Raw genomic sequence first — 23,567 nt, forward strand, 5'->3', positions numbered from 1 at the left:
ACTAGTTCGTTTATTTTACAAGGCGCTTGATCATTTTTATAAGGGAGCTTAGTACACTAAGTGACAGCATAAAAATTATCAAGCAACACCGAAAAATGACGAACTAGGACACCAAACTAGTGTTCACGAGTCGAGTGGAACACGATATCAGGATTTCGCTCTTGTGCTAGCGATAAGTTAACCATCGTTGGTGCGATATAGGTTAAGTTATTACCACCATCTAAGGCTAAGTAATCACCCGATTTCTTTTTAAATTGCTCTAAAGTACGTTCATCATCACAAGTACACCAACGCGCGGTAGCAACACTAATAGCTTCGTAAATTGCATCAACTTTGTATTCAGTTTTTAATCGCTGCACAACAACTTCAAACTGCAATACACCAACAGCACCAACAATCATATCGTTGTTAATGAAAGGTCTAAATACTTGTACAGCACCTTCTTCAGATAACTGAATCAAACCTTTCTGTAGCTGCTTAGCTTTCAATGGATCACGAAGGCGAATACGACGGAACATTTCCGGTGCGAAGTTAGGAATGCCGCTAAACTTCATCATTTCACCGGCAGTGAAAGTATCACCTATTTGAATACTACCGTGGTTGTGTAAACCAATAATATCGCCAGCAAAGGCTTCTTCAACGTTTGAACGATCACCAGCCATAAAGGTTACCGCATCGGCAATTTTTACATCTTTAGCAAGACGAACTTGTTTCATTTTCATGCCTTTCTCATACTTACCAGAGCAAATACGCATGAAGGCGATACGGTCACGATGTTTTGGATCCATATTGGCTTGAATTTTAAAGACAAAACCAGAAAATTTTTCTTCTTCAGCAGTCACTTCACGTAAATCTGTTTTGCGAGGTAGTGGCTTAGGTGCCCATTTAGTCAGACCATCAAGCATATGATCTACACCAAAGTTTCCTAATGCAGTACCGAAAAATACTGGCGTTAATTCACCTTTTAAGAACTCTTCTAAATTAAAGTCATGAGACGCGCCGGAAACAAGCTCTAATTCTTCTCGTAAATCATCAGCATAGTTACCAATTATTTTATCAAGTTCGGGGTTATTAAGACCTTTAATAACACGCTTTTCTTGAATCATGTGGCCTAGGCCAGATTGATACAAAGTAATTTCGTCATCAAGAATATGATAAATGCCTTTAAATTCTTTACCCATGCCTATTGGCCAGGTAATAGCAGCACACTTGATTTTTAATACTTCTTCAACTTCATCCATGACTTCCATTGGATCACGTACATCGCGGTCCATTTTGTTCATGAAGGTAATAATTGGCGTATCGCGAAGACGAGTAACTTCCATTAATTTAACGGTACGTGCTTCAACACCTTTAGCAACGTCAATTACCATCAAACATGAATCAACCGCAGTAAGCGTACGGTAGGTATCTTCCGAGAAATCTTCATGACCAGGGGTATCAAGTAAGTTTACTAAACAGTCATTGTAAGGAAATTGCATTACCGAGGTAGTAATTGAGATACCACGCTCTTTTTCCATTTCCATCCAGTCAGATTTCGCGTGTTGACCTGATTTTTTACCTTTTACCGTACCGGCTCTTTGTAAGGCTTGACCAAACAAAAGTACTTTTTCGGTGATGGTGGTTTTACCCGCATCAGGGTGAGAAATTATGGCAAAGGTGCGACGTAAATCGACTTGCTGTTGCTGTACAGACATGCAAATTACCTGTTAAGTAAATAGTAGAGAAGTGACTTTAGTACTTGGCTTAGTACAGCGCTTCTCATTATTATTAAAAATTGCGCGCATTGTACCATTAAAGGGCGTGTTGTTTAAGTTCGTCTTATTCTTTTATGATGTTTTTTATAACGGAAGAAATAATGATGCATTATCACGGGTCGGGTGATCGAGGGGTGATGGATGGCGTAGTGAATATAACGAATTATAAATCGAGATAAAGACTGAGGTTACAGTAACGTTAGCTGCTTGTTATTGAATTCTTAAAAAGAATAATTCAGCTGAGGTTAGGTCAAAAATTAATTAAACAAACTTGAAATGAATTGGGATTCTTTTTGCTCTAATAAAGGCGCTTGAACCTTAATTATTTCTCGATGGTCAGTATTGTTGTATTGTTGAGTTACTTGACTCGATAATAATGCGAAAGCTTGTTGCTGGCTTAAACCGGTAAGCTGGCTAATTTTTCTCAGCGCATCATTGACAATAAGGCTTGTGACACCTTCATTAGACAGCAGGCTATCTGTTGTGTGGGTTATCTTAGTAAACATTTTGCTCTCCTTAATTAGGTGTAAGAAATACTGTAAAAACCTTATTGCGGTTCTTGTTCAGTATCTTAACTAAAGGAGAGCGATTAACTAGCTACTTTACGTATTCAAGTGTTGTTATTTGTTAACGGGCTGGCTGGTTTGATGCAGTAAAGAGGACTAATCGTTATTAATGAATGAACGAACTAATTAATTACTTACAAGCCAATGACATGACAATGGCATCTTCATAACCAAAACCAGTGCTACTTGGATAGTAACCTGTGCGGCGATTGATTTCGATAAAACCCGCGTTCATGTAAAGCATTTGTGCTGCGATATTTTTTGCACGAACTTCTAAAAATACCTTGGTGGTACCGAGCTTTTTAGCTTGAGCTAAAAATTGGTTTAGTAATACTTTTCCGTAACCTTTACCTTGCTCAGTAGGATTTACACAAATGTCCATCAGTGTCGCTTCACCGAGCACATATTCACCAATATAAAAACCAATAGCATGATTGTCGGGTATTTCTGTTGCTGCGTTTTGAGCAAAATTAATAGCTAGTTTTTCGCCGAAATAACGACCACCAATACAACTTAAAAAAGTTTTCTCACTCCAAGGGTGTGAATGACAAGCGAGCTCTATTGGCATTAACGTATCTAGGTCAATGCGCGCTATTTCAGTAAAGTGGTTTGTTTTAGATTTTGTTCCATTACTCATTGGGTTTGCCAACTCATTGTGTTTGCTTAGTCAATAATTGCCATAATTGCTTTTTAAGCGCAGGCGATTTTGAAAGTTCAGTGATAGGTGGAGTGAACAGCTGTTGCTCGACCCATTTGATTCCATTTTGTGATGATGTTGCTGTGAAATACCAGTTAAAAAGCCCTAAATCTAGGTGATCACTTTGATGATTTATTTCACCGATACTTAAACCTATGGCTAATAAAATGTCATTGAATAGTTGCTGACTAGCTAAATACTTTAAATCGATATCAATATAGTGTTCGGGCTGAGCTTGAACGGTGTCTTTTGGCGTATCACAGGTACGATGCTGCCAAAGGCTGATACCCATTTCAGAGAGTTGCTCAAATTGATGTTGATTAATGCTCATCGGTGATGGCTTATTTGCTCTAGATTTAAGGGTAAATATAATGACAGAATTTGCAACAGACTAAAAGTAGATAAATTCATAGGAATAATAAAATATGAACTAAGTGTTATTTTGTTCAATAGGTTATAAATATCTACAAAGAGTTGACTTAGATTTTATGAAGAGAATATTTAAATAATACAGAAAAAACAAGAAGAAAATGGCAGGGGTGGAGAGACTCGAACTCCCAACCATCGGTTTTGGAGACCGCTGTTCTACCAATTGGAACTACACCCCTGCAACAGATTCGAATTATACTGATGCGCAGGCAAAGGTAAAGAGTAAAGGTGATTTTTTTTTGTATTTAGTGTTTGTTCGACTGTTTTATCAACAAAGTGCTAGTAAACTAGCCTGTTCTATTTAGTGAAGTTTGATAGCTAGGTAAAATTGACCAAGTTCACTCTTTATCTCAAATGACTAAACTTGGTTATTATTTACCTAAAATGGTAACGGGTATAGATGGAATACCAACATTTTTTACTTATGCCGGTACACTTACTCGTTAATTTCAGCTGCTGTTTATCTTTTAATGCTACCAAAACTTAAATTACAAAAGCGATATTTATCAGGATAAGGAAAAACATCTTTATAAATACCATTGGCGACATCTTGTTGGCATTGTTGCCAATATGCCGCTGTTAATAAATCTTCGTGGTGTATTTTAAATGCTTTGAGGTAACTTGGATTTGCGAGTGCAAACGTAGCGAGCTCCTCTGGGAACATATCTCCAGGCATTACGCTATACCAAGGTTCAGCCGCATATAATTGTTCTTCAGTCACCGCTTTAGGTTTTACTCTAAAGTTGATTTCATTCATATAAGCTATTTCGTCATAATCATAAAAAATCACCCGTCCATGGCGTGTCACACCAAAGTTTTTGAGTAACATGTCGCCAGGAAAAATATCTGCGGAGATTAGCTGTTTAATGGCTTGACCATAGCCGAATAAGGCGTCATCAATTTTTTGCTGTGCTTTATTTTTAAGGGCATCCATTAGGTATAAATTAAGTGGCACCATTCGGCGCTCTATATATAAATGCTCAATAATAATAAGAGCTTCTTCGCCTTCACCTTCATAGCGAATGATTGATGGTGCTACTTTTTGAAGTTCAGCCAAAAGCTCATCGTTAAAACGCGACTTAGGAAAGGCTACTTCTGAATATTCCATAGTATCGGCCATCCGACCGACTCTATCGTGTAACTTAACTAAACGATATTTTCCTTTTACATCTTTTTTGGTTATGTTTTTACTGGGTGAAAACTTATCTTTGATGATTTTAAAAACATAAGGGTATGAGGGCAGCGTAAATACAGACATCACCATACCTTTAATACCAGCAGCTAATTCAAATTGGTCATCACTGCTATCGAGGTGGTTGAGAAAATCTCGATAAAACTGTGTTTTTCCTTGTTTATGAAATCCAATAGCAGAATATAAATCAGCTTTGGTTTTATGGGGCATTAGCCCTTGTAAGAAGTTAACCAGCGCATAAGGATGTTCACAGTCAACAAAAAAGTAAGCGCGAGCAAAACCAAAAACAACCGCCATACTTTCACTACTGGTGAGTAATGCATCTATATACAAACCACCCTTTTCATTATTAAGCACCGCAATAATAAATGGTGTTTCTCCCGCTGGCGATAATACCCGGCCAATGAGGTAAGCACCTTTATTTCGATAAAAGGTAAAGTTAAGAATATCAAACTTCAAATCTTCTAATTTAACACGGGTTTTATGTGCTTTTCGGCGAAAAGTATTAATAAGCGCATCAACATCACGATCGAGATCTTCAAATGGGATCACCGTTCTATGACTATTCATAATGTCACAAATCGTTTGTTTTAAGCCAAGTTCTTTTGGCTGATAAGAAGTATAGATTTCCGGCTGTGTTTTATCATCAAGTCGGTGCGCGGTACTCTCGACATAGATATAATCGTTGTGATAATACTTACGCTCGAATAAGTGACAAAAAACCGAGTTATAAAAGGTTTCAGCTAATTCTGGTTGTTTATGATTGATTAATAAATCAGAGTAGACGGCTTTAACTCGTTGCCATAACGCATCATCAAGCGAGCTAATATTAAAGTCTTCTTTTATATCGTTGAATGTTTCTTTTACACGTTCGTCATAAAAATTGGTTCTTGCCCTAGCAGAGCGATGAATTTCATTCCATTGACATTGTTGAAATCGATTTCGGGCAGATTGAGTAATTTCGGTAAAAATTGCAAAATGGCGTTCAAAACCATTAATAATTGTATTGGCTATAGTAAGCGCAAGTTCATCTTTCATAGGGCAATTAACTCTTTAGTCGATTTAAGTAAGGGCGTGTCAGCACAGCTTATTTACCAACATACACTAAAAGCTCAATTACAGAGATAATTTTCCTAAATACTGGCTATAACAAGCAATAATGTTGTTTCAACACAAGATTGTTCTCTGATCTTGACTCTTAAGTTTTAAAAGTGGCGAATTAACTTGCTATCAATGGCGTGCAGCTCTAAAATTACGCTTTTTTTAAAGCAGAAAAATAGCCAATATCATGCGTGTTTCAGACTTTTCCTTTGATTTACCCGAAGCCCTTATTGCTCGATACCCAAAAGCTGAGCGTACTGCTAGTCGTTTAATGACCTTAAATGGCAACTCAGGCGCTATAACCGATGGTGTTTTTACCGATATTGTCGCGCAATTGAACTCAGGTGATTTGCTGGTTTTTAATAATACCAGAGTGATCCCTGCCAGAATGTTTGGTCAAAAAGCCAGTGGTGGAAAAATTGAGGTGCTGGTTGAGCGTGTTATCGACCAAAACACAGCTCTGGCTCATATTCGTGCGAGTAAGTCTCCTAAAGTTGGCAACGAACTTTTCTTAGGTAATGAAGACAGTGACGTTAAAGTTAAAGCGACTATGGTGGCGCGCCATGGTGCACTTTTTGAATTAAAATTTAACAGTGACGAGTCAGTGTTAACTATATTAGACAAAATAGGGCATATGCCACTACCACCTTATATAGATAGACCAGATGAAGACAGTGATAAAGAACGTTATCAAACTGTTTACAATGAAAAGCCCGGCGCGGTTGCTGCTCCAACAGCAGGTTTACATTTTGATGAAGCTTTATTAGAAAGAATTAAGGCCAAAGGCGTTGAACTGGCATTTGTTACATTGCATGTCGGTGCAGGGACTTTTCAACCAGTTAAGGTAGATGAAATTGCTGATCATATTATGCACGCTGAGTATGTTGAAGTATCAGATGAAGTTGTTGCCCAAATAGCCAAAACGAAAGCCGCTGGCGGAAGAGTTGTTGCGGTTGGAACAACCTCTGTTCGCTCACTTGAGAGTGCAGCAAAAGCAGCACTGGATAAAAACAAACCATTAAGTGCTTTTTATGGTGATACCGATATATTCATCACCCCAGGTTGTCAATTTCAAATCATTGATGCTTTAGTAACTAATTTTCACTTATCTGAGTCAACCTTACTTATGTTAGTGAGTGCATTTTCTGGCTATGACCATATTATGTCTGCTTATCAACATGCGATAAGCCAAGAATACCGATTTTTTAGTTATGGTGATGCTATGTTCCTTACGAAACAAGAGCTAATTAAGCAAGATACGCCGTAAACGTTATAGAAAAAATACTATTTATTAAACCAACACCGCCAGCCTGTTTAGCTAGTAGGTGAGAGAGAAAATTTATGACTGAAACAGTAAAAAATAAAATGAAATATGAACTAATCACCACTGATGGTAAAGCCCGTCGTGGTCGATTAACGTTTGACCGTGGTGTGGTGGAAACCCCAGCATTCATGCCTGTGGGTACGTATGGTACGGTCAAAGGCATGAAAGCTGAAGAAGTAGAGGCTACTGGTGCTCATATCATTTTGGGTAATACCTTTCACTTAATGTTACGTCCAGGTACCGATATTATTGAGCAGCATGGTGGTTTGCATGACTTTATGAATTGGAATGGACCGATTTTAACCGACTCTGGCGGCTTTCAAGTCTTTAGTTTAGGGAAAATGAGTAAAATCACCGAAGAAGGTGTTCGTTTTAGCTCACCCGTTAATGGTGAAAAAATTATGCTGACCCCTGAACGTTCAATGGAAGTTCAGCGTAGTTTAAATTCTGATATAGTGATGATTTTTGATGAATGTACGCCATACCCAGCGAGCCATAAAGAATCTAAAGATTCAATGGAGCTCTCGCTTCGTTGGGCACAGCGTTCAAAGGATGCTCACGGCGACAGCCCGAACGCATTGTTTGGTATTGTTCAAGGTGGCATGTATGAAGACTTACGTGAAGTATCAGTTGCCGGCTTAAAAGCAATTGAGTTTGATGGTTACGCTATTGGTGGTTTGTCAGTAGGTGAGCCCAAAGAAGATATGGTTCGAATATTAGATCATACCGCACCCTTGATACCTAAAAATAAGCCCCGATATCTGATGGGAGTAGGTAAACCGGAAGATTTAGTTGAAGGTGTACGCCGTGGTATCGATATGTTTGATTGTGTGATGCCTACACGTAATGCCCGCAATGGTCATTTATTTGTGAATACGGGTGTTATTAAGATCAGAAATGCTGCCCATAAAACAGATGTTGCACCACTAGATGATACTTGTGATTGTTATACCTGTAAGAATTACTCACGTGCTTATTTACATCATTTAGACAAGTGTAAAGAAATACTGGGTTCGCAATTAAATACCTTACATAACCTTCATTTTTATCAAAAAGTGATGCAAGGTTTGCGTGATGCCATTGAGCAAGGTAAATTAGACGCCTTTGTAGAAGAATTTTACGCTTTACGTGGTTTACCTGTGCCGCCATTAGCAGAAGGTAGTAAGCAAGTTTAGCTTTCATTAATTGAAAGGTTTTGTTAAATCTAGTGGCTTAGTGTTTTGAAGGGCTTTCATTTAATTGAAAGGAAAATGCACGGAGCTGACGTTAGTCAGTGAGTATCTTTGACATATCAATTGGGCGAAAGAGCAATAAAATACAAAGTCACTAACTAATTTATAATTAAAAATAAGAAGTAGAGAAATATATGAGTTTATTTATCAGTACAGCACACGCCGCAGCAGCACCAGCAACAGCCGGTGGCGGAATGGAAATGATCATTATGCTAGCCGTTTTTGGTTTAGTGTTTTTCTTCATGATCTATCGTCCACAAGCTAAACGTGTAAAAGAGCACAAAGGTTTAATGTCTTCATTAGGTAAAGGCGATGAAGTCTTAACACAAGGCGGTATTGTTGGCAAAATCGTTAAAGTATCTGATGAGAAAGATTTTATCGTTGTTAGTATTAGCGAAGGCACTGAAGTTACAGTACAAAAAAGCGCCATAAACGCAGTACTTCCAAAAGGCACAATGAAATCATTGTAGCAGCTTATCTCATTGCCAATTAATACAGTAACTGCATCGGAAATACTCATTGACATGCGTCAACTGCGTGTTTCTTTTTTGTTACTGTATTAACTGGCTGCGAGCTTAACACTACAGTAACTATTGTTAGCTAAAGCCTATCAATTGTTAAGTAGAGTGAACAGCTTGTTCGCGCAAAAAGAAATAAATAAAAAGGACACATTGTGTTAAACAAATACCCTTTATGGAAGACACTAATGGTGGCAATGATTGTCGCTATAGGTGCGCTCTATGCCACACCAATGCTATACGGCGAATCACCTGCAGTGCAAGTTTCAGGCTTACGCGGTGTTGAAGCAAATGCTGCTACGCTTGATAGTATCAAAGCACAATTAGAAGAAAGTAACCTAAGCTTTGCTAGTATTGCTTTAGAGAATGGACAAGTATTAACACGTTTTAATAATACTGAAGATCAACTTAAAGCGCGTGATGTATTAGATGATAATTTAGGTAAACAGTTTTCAGTTGCTTTAAATTTAACGCCTAATACTCCAAGCTGGCTAGCAGCAATTGGCGGAAAGCCAATGAAGTTAGGTTTAGATTTAAGTGGTGGTGTTAGCTTCTTGATGGAAGTGAACATGAAAGAGGCCATCAATAAAGCTAAAATAGGTATGGTGAGTGATTTTCGCGGTGATTTACGCAATGAAAAAATTCGCTACCGCAGTGTTAAAGAAGTTAATAATTCTGTAGTCGTTGTTTTTAGAAAAATTGAAGACTTAGAAGCGGGACAATCATTACTGAAACAGCGTTACCGTGATTTGCTGCTAAGTACTGATGACGATACGCTAACGCTAACAGCAAAAATGACGGAGCCAAAGCTTAAAGAAATTCGTGAATATGCTTTACAGCAAAACATCACTATTATTCGAAATCGTGTCAATGAGTTAGGGGTTGCCGAGCCGCTTGTTCAACGCCAAGGCAAAAAACACATCGTTATCGAATTACCAGGTGTTCAAGACACTGCCAAAGCGAAAGAAATCCTTAATGCTACCGCAACCATTGAATTTAGATTAGTCGATACCGAAGGTGACTTGTCTAATGCATTAAATGGTCGTATTCCAGCAAACTCTATTTTGTTAACAGATAAAGACGGTAGACCAAGCTTATTGAAAAAACGCATCATGTTAACCGGTGATCACATCACTGATGCTAAATCAGGCTTTGATGAGTACTCTCGACCACAAGTGAATATTTCACTTGATAGTGCTGGAGGCTCTAAAATGTCTAGTGGTACCAAAAGTAATATTGGTAAACCAATGGCAACGGTATTTATTGAATATAAAGCGACTGACAAAAAAGATGCTGAAGGCAACATCATTTTTGAAAAACAACAAGAAATCATCTCTGTTGCAACTATTCAATCACGTTTAGGTAAAACCTTCCGTATTACTGGAGCAGGTAGTGCTGCTGAAGCGCATAACCTAGCATTATTATTACGTGCAGGGGCTTTGATTGCACCAATCACCATCGTAGAAGAGCGAACTGTAGGGCCTACATTAGGAGCTGAAAACGTAAGACTTGGTTTCGAAGCTATCTTAATGGGCTTTGGTTTAGTGTTTATCTTTATGATGATTTATTACCGTGCCTTTGGTGTGGTGGCTAACCTTGCTCTAGGTGCAAACTTAGTGTTGATTGTTGGTGTTATGTCGATGATTCCTGGCGCTACTTTAACATTACCGGGTATGGCTGGTATCGTATTAACAGTTGGTATGGCGGTCGATGCTAACGTGCTTATTTTTGAACGTATTCGTGAAGAAATACGTGAAGGTAAAACGATTCAACAATCAATTCATCAAGGTTATGATGCAGCATTTTCAACGATTATTGATGCCAACATCACTACCTTAATTGCAGCGTTAATTCTGTTTGCAATTGGTACTGGACCTGTGAAAGGTTTTGCCGTGACGTTATCTATTGGTATTATTACTTCAATGTTTACCTCGGTTGTTGGTACTCGTGCCGTAGTTAACGCTATTTGGGGCGGTAAACGCCTTGAAAAGCTTCCGATATAAAGAAGGCAGGAATTAAAATTATGCAAATTTTACAATTAAAAGAAACTGTCAACTTTATGAGCTATCGCAAGATAGCCTTAGTATTTAGCGCCTTATTAATGATTGCTTCAATCTTCTCTCTAGCCACTAATAAACTGAACTTTGGTTTAGATTTTACTGGCGGTACTTTGATTGAAGTTGGTTTTCAAGAAGCAGCAGATTTAGAAAAGCTTCGTTTAGTGATGAAAACTAATGGCTTTGCTGATGCGAAAGTGCAATTTTATGGTAGTAGCCGTGATGTTGTGATTCGTTTAGGTTTACGTGATGACGTTAAAGCTGAAATGCTTGGCAATGAAGTACTTGATGTCTTACAAGGAGCGACTGGCCAAACGGTTGATATGCGTCGTATTGAGTTTGTTGGCGCAAGCGTTGGTGATGAGTTAGCAGAGCAGGGTGGTTTAGCTATGCTAACAGCGCTGATCTGTATTTTGATTTACGTTGCTTTTCGATTTGAATGGCGCTTTGCTGTAGGCTCAGTGGTAGCGTTATTTCACGATGTATTATTAACACTTGGTTTGTTTTCAATTTTACAACTAGAGTTTGATTTAACTGTACTTGCAGCGATATTAGCTGTGATAGGTTACTCACTTAACGATACTATTGTTGTTTCAGACCGTATTCGTGAAAACTTTAGAAAAGTGCGCAACAGTGAAGCTGAAGAAATAATTAATATCTCTTTAACGCAAACATTAAGTCGAACTTTTATTACCTCAATTACCACACTATTAGTTCTAGCTGCTTTGTTCTTTCAAGGTGGAGCACTGATTCATGGTTTTGCCACGGCATTATTATTCGGTGTTTTTGTTGGTACTTACTCTTCAATTTATGTTGCTAGTTTAGTGGCATTATCTCTAGGTATTTCAAAAGAAGATTTAATACCTGAAGTCATTGAAAAAGAAGGTGCAGATCAAGAAGCTATGATGCCTTAAGTATTGTAAGTAATTTTGATATAAAAAAGCCGAGTAACGAAAGTTACTCGGCTTTTTTTTTATGGTGTTTATGGCTTTTATTTTATCTGCAAAGTGGCGCTATATACTCCACTTTGCAGTAAATATCTTGGCGTGGTAATAGACTTGGTATTAACCTTGCTGTATGCTGCACGGCCTTCCATGCTGCCAACATTTTCATTAGCGCTGTCAGTATTTGCTTGATATTTTTTAAAGAGATTTCTTATGAGTGATACCCCAACCAAGTTTACTGATTTAGGCTTATCAGAAGCATTACTAAAAGCAGTACGTGATAAGGGCTATGAAACACCTTCTCCTATTCAAGCCCAAGCGATCCCAGCAGTTATTTCTGGTCGTGATGTCATGGCAGCCGCACAAACAGGTACGGGTAAAACGGCAGGGTTTACTTTGCCATTATTACAGCGCCTTTCTAGCAGTAAAGGTAACAAGGTTTCATCTAACAACGTAAGAGCGCTAATATTAACGCCTACTCGCGAGTTAGCTGCACAAATAAGCGAGAGCATTGAGGTTTACGGTAAGTATTTAAACTTACACTCAATGGTTGTTTTTGGTGGTGTTAAAATTAATCCACAAATAGCGCGTCTTCGCCAGGGTGTTGATGTACTTGTGGCAACACCAGGTCGTCTATTAGATTTATACAATCAAAGAGCAGTTAAGTTTAGCCAACTTGAAGTCTTTATTCTTGATGAAGCTGATCGTATGTTAGATATGGGCTTTATTCGCGATATTAAAAAGTTGATGACAGCTTTGCCAAAAGACCGTCAAAACTTACTATTCTCAGCAACATTTTCACCTGAGATACGTGCATTAGCTAAAGGCATGGTAAATAACCCATTAGAAATTTCAGTTGATGCAGAAAATAGCACAGCAGAAAAAGTGACTCAATGGTTAACTGCGGTTGATAAAAAACGCAAACCTGCTGTATTAACGCACTTAATAAAAGAAAATAATTGGCAACAAGTCTTAGTTTTTACTAAAACCAAACATGGTGCTAATAAGCTAACAAAGCATCTTGAAGCTGAAGGGCTAACTGCGGCGGCTATTCATGGTAATAAAAGCCAAGGAGCGCGTACTAAAGCACTTGCTGCCTTTAAAGATGGTTCAGTGAAAATATTAGTAGCAACTGATATTGCAGCACGTGGTATTGATATTGATTTGTTACCACAAGTGGTTAATTTCGACCTACCTAATGTACCTGAGGATTATGTTCATCGTATTGGTAGAACAGCCCGTGCAGGTAATACCGGACAAGCATTATCTCTAGTGTGTGCCGATGAATTAGATTTATTGTGGGGCATTGAACATGTTATTCAGCAGCACATCGAACGAAAAGTGATTGAGAAGTTTATACCCGCTAATGAATTAGGCGAATCACGTGTTATCAAACCTTTAAAACAAGGTAAACCACCAAAATCAGCAAAACCTCATGGGGCAGGTAAGGGCAGAGTTGAGCACAAAGATGGTCAACGTTCAGGTCGTAATGCTAACGGGAACAATGCAGGTGGAAATAAAGCAAAACCGGGCAATGATTCTTCTAGACGTAAAAAACCTGAATACGATGGTACTGGTCCTAAACCACGTAGAGCTATACGCCCTACAAAATAAATAACACAGTTGATTCAGTAATTAATTGATTATTAGAATCAATTAACAAAAAAAGCCTTATGAAGAATAATATATATTCTTCATAAGGCTTTTTTTATGCTAAATTTTGACGCTCAACACCTTAAAGAAAAAATGTTAAGGGGTTAGGTAGCCTAAATTAGTTAGTTGCTCACTGGGGAATAGCCCTACAACATCACCAATCACAATTAAACTGGGTGGCGTAATCCTATGTAAAGCCACTAAGTCAGTTAAATTTGCTAACGTCCCTTTTATTACTTGTTGATCTTGGTGAGTGCCTTTCCTGATTAATGCTGCTGGCGTATTTATATCACGACCGGCTCCCGTGAGCTGAGCGGTGATTATAGGTAAGCTTTTTATCCCCATGTAAAAAACAATGGTCTGCTCTTTATCATTTAATGCCTGCCAAGGTAGATCTAATGCACCATTATCTTGCACATTACCCGTTATGAAGGTGCAACTTCGTGCGACTTTTCGATGAGTTAGGGGAATGCCAGCGTAACTGGTACAAGCCGATGCGGCTGTCATTCCTGGGACTATATGGCAAGCAACGCCATGGCTCAATAAGAATTGAGCCTCTTCAGATCCTCGTCCAAAAACAAAAGGGTCGCCGCCTTTTAAACGCACCACTTTTTTACCCAATAAAGCATAATCAACGAGTAACTGATTGATGCCTTCTTGTGGAACTCTATGATCTGCTTGTTTTTTACCAACATATATTTGTTGGCAATCACTTGGCAGTAACGCCATTATTGCCGCACTGACTAGCCTGTCATAGATAACAACTTCAGCTTGTTTGATAAAACGATAGGCCTGCAAAGTAAGTAAATCTGGATCTCCGGGACCGGCGCCAACTAGGGCTACTTCGCCAGCAATAAAAGCTTGTTTTGTTGTGTTGATATTTTCCATGAGCTCTCTTAACAATATGTGCAAATAACTATATTGCTAGTCTAAAGCAAAAAAAGCGCCACAGTGACCTTAATTGACTAAGGTTGCTGTGGCGCTTAATATTATTCTGCTATAACTTAGGTGAACTCTTATACCCGCTCGATTTGAAACGAGCATCTTCAAGTGGAAAGGGTATACAAATATTACTTGCTAAGCGCATCACCTAAATGTGGGCGAATTTCTTTTAAAACGTCTTTTAATATACGAGTATTTGCTGCAACAATGTTACCTGAATTTGCATGATTATGACCGCCAGTAAAGTCAGTAACTAAACCACCTGCCTCAATCACTAATAGTTCGCCAGCAGCGGTATTCCAAGGTTTAGTGCCAATTTCGAAGAAACCATCAACACGGCCTGCTGCTACATAGGCAAGGTCAAGTGCAGTTGAACCTGAACGGCGCATATCTGAAGATTTTTGGAATAAATTTGAAAACATTGCCATATAAGCTACGCTGTGTTGCTTATGTTTGAATGGAAATCCAGTCGCTAATATAGTGCCTGCAATTTCTTTGTTTTTGTTTACACGGATTCTAAAACCGTTTAGTTGTGCACCTTTACCACGACTGGCTGAGAATAATTCGCCACGAATTGGGTCAAATACAACAGCTTGATCTAATTTGCCTTTAACTTTTAAACAAATTGAAACAGCAAAATGAGGAATGCCTTTAATGAAGTTACTTGTGCCATCTAATGGATCAATAATCCATTGGTAATCATCATCACTGCCTTTTAAAATACCAGACTCTTCACCAATAATAGTGTGGTCAGGGTAAGATTTACGAATAGTTTCAATAATGGCTTCTTCAGAGCTAATATCAACACTGGTGACGAAATCGTTAGTTCCTTTTGATTCAACTTCAACTTTATCAAGTTGCTCCATAGAGCGAACGATAACTTTACCGGCTGTACGCGCTGCGCGCACGGCAATATTTAGCATGGGATGCATTTAGAGTACCTATTTGTAAATAAATTTTAAAAGAACAATACATTTCCAAGCAAACATTGTCTTGAAAATTGAGCGCGCGAATTATAGCAAATAAAAAATTATTTAGCGATAATATTATTAAATAAATGTTCAATAAGTAATCAGTTTGGTCAATCACTTCTCTATAGAGAAAAAAAAACTATTAAATATCAAATTACCATAGATAAATATGCCCAATAAGCGTGCTTTTTGTTAGCTACAGCAGTAATCTTCTATGATAGAATATTGGCCATCTAGATGGGCTTCATACCAATGAATTCATTTATTGTAAAACTTAGCGCTTCAGTAGCGAACTTAGATCAGGTTTAATAATGTAAGTATAGTTAGTCTATATTTATTTTGTGATGTTATTTGTTTGCTAATAAAATTTTGCAGAGCACTTACCTAATAGTAAAATATAATACCTATATATGGCGTGGTTAATTTTGATAATAGAATAACTATTCTCTACAACCTATGGCTGTGTATAAGTCTTTTGATTTTCGTTAAGTGATAAATAAATTAGTTCGATTGGTCTTTTCCCAAAAAAGCAAACAAGAAGAGTAAAAAATGTCAGATTCTCAACAAGGTTCTCAACCAAGTAATACCACAGGTACATTATTAGATCGTGTTAAAATTGTTTTAGTTAACACTTCCGACTGCCGAAATATTGGTAGTGCGGCACGTGCAATGAAAACAATGGGACTAAGTCAGCTGATTTTAGTCGATCCTATTGAAATGCCTAATGGTCAAGCTCAAGCTATGGCTGCAGGAGCTACCGATGTTTTAGCTAATGCTAAAGTTGTTAGCACTTTGGCTGAGGCTATTGAAGATTGTGGCTTAGTTGTCGGAACCAGTGCTCGTTCACGTACATTGCCTTGGCCTATGTTAGAGCCTAGAGGTTGTGGTGAAAAGATGATTGCTGAAGCGGATGAATATCCAGTCGCGTTAGTCTTTGGGCGTGAAAATAGTGGTTTAACCAATGAAGAATTACAACTTTGTCATTTTCATGTTCAGATACCAGCAAACCCTGAGTATAGTTCGTTAAATTTAGCAATGGCTGTACAGACTTTAAGTTATGAAGTACGTACTAGTTATTTATTAGCGCATGATCAAAATTATCAAGAACGCAGTACGGGTAATGGTAATTCAATTGCCAAGACTAAAAATGAAGATGATGAACTGTATCCTGTGATCGAAGAAACTGAACGTTTTTATCAGCACTTTGAAAAAGCACTTAAAGCGACAGGTTTTATTGTAGAAAATCATCCAGGTTTAGTGATGACTAAACTAAGACGTTTATTCAATCGTGCAAGACCAGACGTTAAAGAAATTAAGATGATGCGTGGGATTTTTGCCTCGATGGAAAGGTCTAGTAAAGAGAAGTCATAACCGCCACTTAATAGAAAAGAAAAGAGAAGGAATAATTTATGTTTAGTCGTATCAAAGAAGATATCAATAGTGTCTTTGATAGAGATCCAGCCGCTCGTACTAGTTTTGAGGTTATCCTCAATTACCCGGGTTTACATGCAATTTGGATTCACCGATTAAGTTATAGATTATGGTGTGCTGATTGGAAACTTATAGCGAGAACTATATCAACTTTCTCTCGTTGGTTAACGGGTATTGAGATCCACCCTGGCGCTAAATTAGGTCGCCGTGTTTTTATTGACCACGGTATGGGCATTGTTATTGGTGAAACAGCTGAAGTAGGCAATGATGTCACGCTTTATCACGGTGTCACCTTAGGTGGGACGAGTTGGAAGGCAGGAAAACGTCATCCAACTTTGGAAGACAATGTTGTTATAGGTGCTGGTGCGCAAGTACTTGGACCAATAACTATAGGTAAGGGCGGAAAAGTCGGTTCTAACTCAGTTGTTGTTAAAGATTTACCCGCTAATGCAACAGCAGTTGGTATTCCTGGTCGAATCGTGCCCGATAAACACAGTAAAGATGAAAACCAGCAACGAGAAGAAGTTGCTAAAAAATATGGCTTTGATGCTTATGCGGTGTCCCATGATAATCCAGATCCTGTGGCTAAAGCCATTGGTCGTTTACTTGATCATATGCATTTAATGGATGATAGAGTGAGTGAACTTTGCAAAGAAATTAACACCTTAGGTGGTGATATTTGCCCTAAAAACTTGCCTGAGTTAAGAGTAGGTGAGTTTGTCGAAGATGAAAAAGCAGCGGCAGAGCGCCGTGAAAATAAAGTGGCAAGCTTTGATCCTGAAATTTAACCTCGCTATTCAATTCTGGTAATAAAAGTAATAGTTGAGTAAAACAGTCAACTATTACTTCTCGCATGATATTTCTTGGTGTATAATACCTGAGTAAATCACTAGGGTATTTACTTGACTAATTTGTAGGGTTATGTAAAATTGCCCAGCATTTGTAAAGTAAGACATTTATATTATTTTTTATATTATTTTTTATATTTTGTTTTGCTGTCAAATGGTTTTAATTTAGTCATCCTACTAAATTGATGTTTTGAGTACACCAACATAGTGTTTGAGAACAGATTATGAAACTTACCTCTAAAGGTCGTTACGCAGTTACTGCCATGTTAGACGTTACTATTCATGCAGTGTCTGGACCTGTATCTTTGGCTGATATTTCAGAGCGCCAAGGTATTTCCTTGTCATATTTAGAGCAACTTTTTTCACGTTTACGTAAAGAAGGGCTTGTGACAAGTGTTCGTGGTCCTGGTGGCGGTTATCGCTTGGGCAGATGCTCAGCGCAGATTGCCGTTGCAGATGTTATTTATGCTGTGAATGAAAGTGTTGATGCAACTAAATGTTCAGGTAAAGGCAATTGCCAGGATGGAGAACAATGCTTAACTCATTCCTTGTGGGAAGGATTAAGCCAACGAATTGAAGAATTCTTGAAAAATATCACCTTATCCGAATTAGTCGCGAAAGGTGATGTACAAGAAGTTTCTAAGCGCCAAGATAAATTACATATCAATGCTCACAAAAGCATAGCGTTAGAAACATTAATAACCACAAAAGATGTAATGAACGACTGGTAATAACTAGTCGCGTCGTATTAAATATTTACCATCGGAGAGAGTTAGCGAATGAAGCTTCCTATATATTTTGATTATTCAGCTACTACACCAGTAGATAAGCGCGTAGCAGAAAAAATGATGCAGTACATGACCAATGATGGTCATTTTGGTAACCCTGCATCTCGTTCACATAAATTTGGTTGGCAAGCTGAAGAAGCGGTTGATATCGCTCGTAATCAAATTGCTGAATTGATTAATGCTGATCCACGTGAAATTGTTTTCACGTCAGGTGCTACTGAATCTAATAACCTTGCTATTAAAGGTGCTGCTAATTTCTATAATAAGAAAGGCAAGCATATTATTACCTGCAAAACTGAACATAAAGCCGTTTTAGATACGTGTCGTGAATTAGAACGTCAAGGTTTTGAAGTGACGTATCTTGATCCTGAAGAAAACGGTTTAATTGATTTAAATAAATTGAATGACGCTATGCGTGATGACACTATTTTAGTAAGTATCATGCAAGTAAATAATGAAATTGGTGTTATTCAAGACATCAGTGAAATTGGTGAAATGTGTCGTGCACGTAAAATTGTCTTCCATGTTGATGCCGCGCAAAGTGCAGGCAAAATCAACATCGACATGCAAGCATTGAAAGTTGATTTAATGTCAATTTCAGCGCATAAAATGTACGGACCTAAAGGTATTGGCGCGTTATACGTAAGCCGTAAACCACGCATTCGCTTAGAAGCACAAACACATGGTGGTGGACATGAACGTGGTATGCGTTCTGGTACCTTAGCGACACATCAAATTGTCGGTATGGGTGAAGCATGTCGATTAGCTAAAGAAGAAATGGCACAAGATCAAGCACATGTTACTGCAATGCGCGATCGTTTATGGGCCGGCTTAAATAGCATGGAACAAGTCTTTATTAACGGTGATGCGGATAAACGTTACCCTGGTAATTTAAATGTTAGTTTCAACTTTGTTGAAGGTGAGTCACTCATCATGGCATTGAAAGATTTAGCCGTATCATCTGGTAGTGCATGTACATCAGCAAGCTTAGAGCCATCGTATGTACTTCGTGCTTTAGGTCTAAATGATGAAATGGCGCATAGCTCAATTCGCTTTAGCTTTGGTCGCTTTACTACGACAGAAGAAATTGATTACGCAATTGAACTTATTAAAGGTGCAATTGGTCACTTACGTGATATGTCACCGCTTTGGGAAATGTTCAAAGATGGTATCGATTTAGATTCAATTGAATGGGCTGCTCACTAGACGCTCTTTATAATAAAAGTTTAGTAAACAATTCATTATTTTAAATAACATTTGGTGTTAAATAGTTCTTACGAATTATTTGACACATGCTAGGAGAGTCACATGGCTTACAGCGAAAAAGTACTAGATCATTATGAGAACCCACGTAACGTAGGTTCAATGGATAAAAACGATCCATCAGTAGCAACTGGTATGGTTGGCGCACCAGCGTGTGGTGACGTAATGAAGTTACAACTAAAAATTTCTGATGACGGTATCATTGAAGATGCAAAATTCAAGACTTACGGTTGTGGTTCTGCGATTGCTTCAAGCTCATTAGTTACTGAGTGGGTTAAAGGTAAATCAATTGAAGAAGCGGGTGAAATTAAAAATACCGCTATTGCTGAAGAGTTAGCGCTACCACCAGTAAAAATTCATTGCTCTATTTTAGCTGAAGATGCTATTAAAGCAGCGATTGAAGATTATAAATCCAAGCAAAGTAAATAACGGAGATAACAATGGCTGTTACCATGACTCCTGCTGCTGCTGAACGCGTTCAATCGTTCATGCAAAACCGTGGCAAAGGACTTGGGCTTCGCTTAGGTATTAAAACCACTGGTTGTTCAGGTTTAGCCTATGTGCTCGAATTTGTAGATGATTTAAATGAAGATGATCAATTGTTTAACATTAAAGATGTTAATATCATCATCGACGCGAAAAGCTTAGTTTACCTTGATGGTATTGAACTCGACTTTACTAAAGAAGGTTTGAACGAAGGCTTTAAATTCACCAATCCCAACGCTAAAGGTGAATGTGGGTGTGGTGAGTCGTTCAACGTCTAAGCTAATGTGTGATAACGAGTTCATCTCTTAGCTATTTTGCTCAGTTGCAGCGTTGAAAGTACTCATTGACTAACGTCAACTCTGTGCTTTCGCCTTGCATCAGAGCAAACTATCGTTGAGCTGAATTCATTATGGCGAGATCACTTTGTAAGTGCCAGTCCATATAAAATCAGAGTAAAAATTTTGAATTACTTTCAATTATTCAACATTGAAGTTTCCTTTGATGTCGATTTACAACAACTTTCGTCAAGTTATCAAACCTTGCAAAAGACTGTGCATCCTGACAAGTTTGCTCACGCCTCTGAGCAAGAACAGCGAATAGCTGTACAAAAATCTGCGCAGATTAACGACGCCTATCAAACTCTTAAAAATCCATTGCAACGCGCTGAATATATACTTGTGCAACGTAGTGTTGAAATGCCAAACGAACAGCATTCTTTTCAAGATACTAGTTTTTTGATGCGTCAAATGGAATTGCGAGAAATGCTTGAAGACGTTAGGCATTCTGGTGACGTTGATGCAGCATTACTTGAAGTACAAAGTGTTTTGTCGACTGAATATTTACAGCTTTCTCAAGTAATGAGAACACAAATTAGTGAAAATAATGCAGCATCGAATAGCGCTGCATGCGATAATTTACGTAAATTAAAGTTTTATCAAAAGCTCAATATTGAAGTGGATCGTCTTGAAGACAGTTTATTTGATGACTAGCGTGGCTAGCAAACATTTTAACAAGACATACTTTTTATTAAGCTAAGAAAAACATACATAAACTTAAACTAACTCATTGAATTAACATCATGGCTTTATTACAAATTGCAGAACCCGGTCAAAGCACCGTTCCTCATGAACACAGATTAGCTGCAGGCATCGATCTTGGTACCACAAATTCCTTAATAGCAAGTGTACAAAGCGGTAACGCAAGTACCTTAAGTGATGATCAAGGCCGTGATATATTGCCCTCTATTGTTAGCTATCAGGCAGGTAATGTTTTAGTTGGTCAAACAGCTCAAGCACTTAGCATTGAAGATGCTCAAAATACGATTACTTCTGCAAAACGCTTGATAGGTCGCTCACTTAAAGATATTCAAAGTAAATATCCTTCGTTACCTTATGAGTTTTGTGGTGATGAAAATCATCCTGAAATTATGACTAGACAAGGTGCTGTTAACCCAGTTCAAGTCTCGGCAGAGATATTAAAAAGCTTAAACCTAAGAGCACAAGCGGCTTTAGGTGGAGAGCTCACTGGTGTTGTTATTACTGTCCCGGCTCACTTTGATGATGCCCAAAGGCAAAGTACCAAAGATGCGGCAAAATTGGCGGGTGTTAGTGTGTTGCGTCTATTAAATGAACCAACAGCTGCAGCGGTAGCTTACGGGTTAGACTCAGGCCAAGAAGGCGTTATTGCGGTCTATGATTTAGGCGGTGGTACTTTTGATATCTCTATTTTACGTTTAAACAAAGGCGTATTTGAAGTGTTAGCAACTGGTGGTGATTCTGCGCTAGGTGGCGATGACTTTGATGTCGTTTTAGTTGACTATCTTGTTGAACAAGCCGGTTTAGTAAGACCTTTATCACCTTCGTTAGAGCGTCAACTGATGCAGCAAGCTTGTTTTGCTAAAGAACAGTTAACAACTAAAGAGGAAGTTGATATCACAATTTCTCTTGATAGTGACAGTGATTGGAAAACAAGTTTAACTAAAGCACAGTTAAATAAACTTATTAGCTCATTAGTTAATAAAACATTACGTGCTTGTCGTCGTACGCTCAAAGATGCTGATATTACTATCGATGAAGTAATAGAAGTTGTCATGGTCGGCGGTTCAACTCGTGTACCTTTAGTGCGTAGCGAAGTTGAAAAACACTTTAATAAAACACCGTTAACGTCAATTGACCCTGATAAAGTGGTTGCGATTGGCGCTGCAATTCAAGCAGATGTTTTGGTGGGTAATAAACCTGATAGTGATATGTTATTACTTGATGTTACGCCATTATCTCTTGGTCTAGAGACTATGGGTGGTTTAGTAGAAAAAGTTATTCCACGAAACACCACAATACCTGTTGCAAAAGCGCAAGAATTTACCACATTTAAAGATGGTCAAACGGCCATGGCCGTTCACGTCTTACAAGGTGAGCGTGAATTAGTTGAGGATTGTCGTTCGTTAGCCCGTTTTGAATTACGCGGCATTCCTGCAATGACTGCTGGTGCAGCTCATATTCGTGTAACGTTTAAAGTTGATGCGGATGGTTTACTCTCTGTCTCGGCGATGGAAAAGTCATCTGGTGTGGAATCGAGCATTGAAGTTAAACCTTCTTTTGGTCTTGATGACAATCAAATTAGTCAGATGATCAAAGATTCAATGAGCAATGCGGCTGATGATATGCAAGCGCGTATGTTGAAAGAGCAACAAGTTGAAGCCTCACGCGTTATAGAGTCTGTTCAAGCTGCTTTATTGGCTGACAGTAAGCTACTTAATAGTGATGAAATTACGGTTATTGAAAACGCAATTAAGTCACTTGCTCAGGTTAGCCAAGGTCAAGAAATTAAAGCGATAGAAAATGCACTGGATAAGTTAAACGACAGTACAGCAATATTTGCTGAACGTCGTATGGATAGTTCAATTAGTGAAGCCCTTGCAGGCCAAGCAGTTGATAAAATTTAGATTATCTTTGATAAGATCCTGATTATATTTAAGTTAGGCGAAAGCCTTTCAAGCAGAGAATAAATAAAATGCCAAAAATTATATTTTTACCTAATGAAGAGTTATGCCCAGATGGCGCAGTAGTTGAAGCCGAAAAAGGTGAGAGCGTGTTAAACGTAGCCTTAAGAAATGACATTGGTATCGAACATGCTTGTGAAAAAGTATGTGCTTGTACTACGTGTCATATCATCATTCGAGAAGGTTTTGACTCTATCGAAGAAGGCGATGAACTTGAAGAAGATATGCTTGATAAAGCATGGGGTTTGGAGCCTGAATCTCGCCTAAGCTGCCAATCTATTGTTGGTGATGAAGACTTAGTCGTCGATATACCTAAATACACAGTTAATATGGTTTCTGAAACACACTAGTTGATTCTTTAAAGCCATAT

Annotated in this window: 22 protein-coding genes and 1 tRNA gene; 15 read left to right on the forward strand and 8 right to left on the reverse strand. The window is 38.3% G+C overall.

Annotated elements, in window-relative coordinates; genetic code table 11:
* Positions 1 to 116: 116 nt before the first annotated feature.
* The 6 genes from prfC to aceK form a co-directional block, all read right to left on the reverse strand.
* The gene (gene prfC, locus CPS_RS04955) at positions 117 to 1,697 is read right to left on the reverse strand and encodes a peptide chain release factor 3 (RefSeq protein ID WP_011041949.1); all 1,581 of its coding nucleotides are present in this window, start codon (positions 1,695 to 1,697) and stop codon (positions 117 to 119) included.
* 317 nt (positions 1,698 to 2,014) lie between these two features.
* Positions 2,015 to 2,263 (reverse strand): hypothetical protein, encoded by a 249-nt coding sequence (locus CPS_RS04960; RefSeq protein ID WP_011041951.1) that lies wholly within the window; start codon positions 2,261 to 2,263, stop codon positions 2,015 to 2,017.
* A gap of 190 nt (positions 2,264 to 2,453) precedes the next feature.
* Positions 2,454 to 2,960 carry a ribosomal protein S18-alanine N-acetyltransferase gene (gene rimI / locus CPS_RS04965; RefSeq protein ID WP_011041952.1) on the reverse strand — a complete coding sequence of 169 codons (507 nt, stop codon included), beginning with the start codon at positions 2,958 to 2,960 and terminating at the stop codon, positions 2,454 to 2,456.
* Positions 2,961 to 2,973: 13 nt separating this feature from the next.
* Positions 2,974 to 3,351 carry a DNA polymerase III subunit psi gene (locus tag CPS_RS04970; protein WP_011041953.1) on the reverse strand — a complete coding sequence of 126 codons (378 nt, stop codon included), beginning with the start codon at positions 3,349 to 3,351 and terminating at the stop codon, positions 2,974 to 2,976.
* Positions 3,352 to 3,551: 200 nt separating this feature from the next.
* Positions 3,552 to 3,628 (reverse strand) — tRNA-Trp (locus tag CPS_RS04975).
* A gap of 281 nt (positions 3,629 to 3,909) precedes the next feature.
* Entirely contained in the window at positions 3,910 to 5,679 is a 1,770-nt protein-coding gene (gene aceK / locus CPS_RS04980; protein WP_011041955.1) for a bifunctional isocitrate dehydrogenase kinase/phosphatase, read from the reverse strand.
* A gap of 250 nt (positions 5,680 to 5,929) precedes the next feature.
* On the opposite strand from aceK, the gene queA reads away from it, so the two are divergent.
* The 6 genes from queA to CPS_RS05010 all read left to right on the forward strand — a co-directional run bounded on the left by queA (position 5,930) and on the right by CPS_RS05010 (position 13,431).
* Positions 5,930 to 7,009 (forward strand): tRNA preQ1(34) S-adenosylmethionine ribosyltransferase-isomerase QueA, encoded by a 1,080-nt coding sequence (gene queA, locus CPS_RS04985; protein WP_011041956.1) that lies wholly within the window; start codon positions 5,930 to 5,932, stop codon positions 7,007 to 7,009.
* A 98-nt stretch (positions 7,010 to 7,107) separates the two neighbouring features.
* The gene (gene tgt / locus CPS_RS04990; protein WP_041737349.1) at positions 7,108 to 8,241 is read left to right on the forward strand and encodes a tRNA guanosine(34) transglycosylase Tgt; all 1,134 of its coding nucleotides are present in this window, start codon (positions 7,108 to 7,110) and stop codon (positions 8,239 to 8,241) included.
* A 191-nt stretch (positions 8,242 to 8,432) separates the two neighbouring features.
* On the forward strand, positions 8,433 to 8,768 hold the full coding sequence (yajC, locus tag CPS_RS04995; protein WP_011041958.1) for a preprotein translocase subunit YajC: 336 nt from the start codon (positions 8,433 to 8,435) through the stop codon (positions 8,766 to 8,768).
* A gap of 203 nt (positions 8,769 to 8,971) precedes the next feature.
* On the forward strand, positions 8,972 to 10,819 hold the full coding sequence (gene secD, locus CPS_RS05000; RefSeq protein ID WP_011041959.1) for a protein translocase subunit SecD: 1,848 nt from the start codon (positions 8,972 to 8,974) through the stop codon (positions 10,817 to 10,819).
* Between the two features lie 20 nt (positions 10,820 to 10,839).
* Positions 10,840 to 11,787, forward strand: coding sequence for a protein translocase subunit SecF (gene secF, locus CPS_RS05005; RefSeq protein WP_011041960.1), 948 nt, complete (start codon positions 10,840 to 10,842; stop codon positions 11,785 to 11,787).
* A gap of 243 nt (positions 11,788 to 12,030) precedes the next feature.
* Entirely contained in the window at positions 12,031 to 13,431 is a 1,401-nt protein-coding gene (locus tag CPS_RS05010) for a DEAD/DEAH box helicase (RefSeq protein ID WP_011041962.1), read from the forward strand.
* A gap of 135 nt (positions 13,432 to 13,566) precedes the next feature.
* Here the strand turns inward: CPS_RS05010 and cobA are convergent, their stop codons facing one another.
* Positions 13,567 to 14,358 carry a uroporphyrinogen-III C-methyltransferase gene (cobA, locus tag CPS_RS05015; protein ID WP_011041963.1) on the reverse strand — a complete coding sequence of 264 codons (792 nt, stop codon included), beginning with the start codon at positions 14,356 to 14,358 and terminating at the stop codon, positions 13,567 to 13,569.
* Positions 14,359 to 14,540: 182 nt separating this feature from the next.
* Positions 14,541 to 15,344, reverse strand: coding sequence for an inositol-1-monophosphatase (gene suhB, locus CPS_RS05020; RefSeq protein ID WP_011041965.1), 804 nt, complete (start codon positions 15,342 to 15,344; stop codon positions 14,541 to 14,543).
* Between the two features lie 588 nt (positions 15,345 to 15,932).
* Between suhB and trmJ the strand changes: the two genes are divergently transcribed.
* The 9 genes from trmJ (at position 15,933) to fdx (ending at position 23,547) form a co-directional block, all read left to right on the forward strand.
* Positions 15,933 to 16,754 (forward strand): tRNA (cytosine(32)/uridine(32)-2'-O)-methyltransferase TrmJ, encoded by an 822-nt coding sequence (gene trmJ / locus CPS_RS05025; protein ID WP_011041966.1) that lies wholly within the window; start codon positions 15,933 to 15,935, stop codon positions 16,752 to 16,754.
* Between the two features lie 38 nt (positions 16,755 to 16,792).
* Positions 16,793 to 17,602, forward strand: a complete 810-nt coding sequence (gene cysE, locus CPS_RS05030) for a serine O-acetyltransferase (protein ID WP_011041967.1) — start codon at positions 16,793 to 16,795, stop codon at positions 17,600 to 17,602.
* A 284-nt stretch (positions 17,603 to 17,886) separates the two neighbouring features.
* The gene (gene iscR, locus CPS_RS05035; protein WP_011041968.1) at positions 17,887 to 18,393 is read left to right on the forward strand and encodes a Fe-S cluster assembly transcriptional regulator IscR; all 507 of its coding nucleotides are present in this window, start codon (positions 17,887 to 17,889) and stop codon (positions 18,391 to 18,393) included.
* 48 nt (positions 18,394 to 18,441) lie between these two features.
* Entirely contained in the window at positions 18,442 to 19,656 is a 1,215-nt protein-coding gene (locus CPS_RS05040) for an IscS subfamily cysteine desulfurase (RefSeq protein ID WP_011041969.1), read from the forward strand.
* Between the two features lie 102 nt (positions 19,657 to 19,758).
* Entirely contained in the window at positions 19,759 to 20,142 is a 384-nt protein-coding gene (gene iscU, locus CPS_RS05045; protein WP_011041970.1) for a Fe-S cluster assembly scaffold IscU, read from the forward strand.
* An 11-nt stretch (positions 20,143 to 20,153) separates the two neighbouring features.
* On the forward strand, positions 20,154 to 20,477 hold the full coding sequence (gene iscA / locus CPS_RS05050; protein ID WP_011041971.1) for an iron-sulfur cluster assembly protein IscA: 324 nt from the start codon (positions 20,154 to 20,156) through the stop codon (positions 20,475 to 20,477).
* A gap of 183 nt (positions 20,478 to 20,660) precedes the next feature.
* Entirely contained in the window at positions 20,661 to 21,188 is a 528-nt protein-coding gene (gene hscB, locus CPS_RS05055; protein ID WP_011041972.1) for a co-chaperone HscB, read from the forward strand.
* Positions 21,189 to 21,277: 89 nt separating this feature from the next.
* The gene (gene hscA, locus CPS_RS05060) at positions 21,278 to 23,140 is read left to right on the forward strand and encodes a Fe-S protein assembly chaperone HscA (RefSeq protein ID WP_011041973.1); all 1,863 of its coding nucleotides are present in this window, start codon (positions 21,278 to 21,280) and stop codon (positions 23,138 to 23,140) included.
* A gap of 68 nt (positions 23,141 to 23,208) precedes the next feature.
* A complete protein-coding gene (fdx, locus tag CPS_RS05065; protein WP_011041974.1) occupies positions 23,209 to 23,547 on the forward strand; it encodes an ISC system 2Fe-2S type ferredoxin in 339 nt (112 codons plus the stop codon).
* Positions 23,548 to 23,567 lie beyond the last annotated feature (20 nt).

The organism is Colwellia psychrerythraea 34H, assembly GCF_000012325.1.
Taxonomy (GTDB): domain Bacteria; phylum Pseudomonadota; class Gammaproteobacteria; order Enterobacterales; family Alteromonadaceae; genus Colwellia; species Colwellia psychrerythraea_A.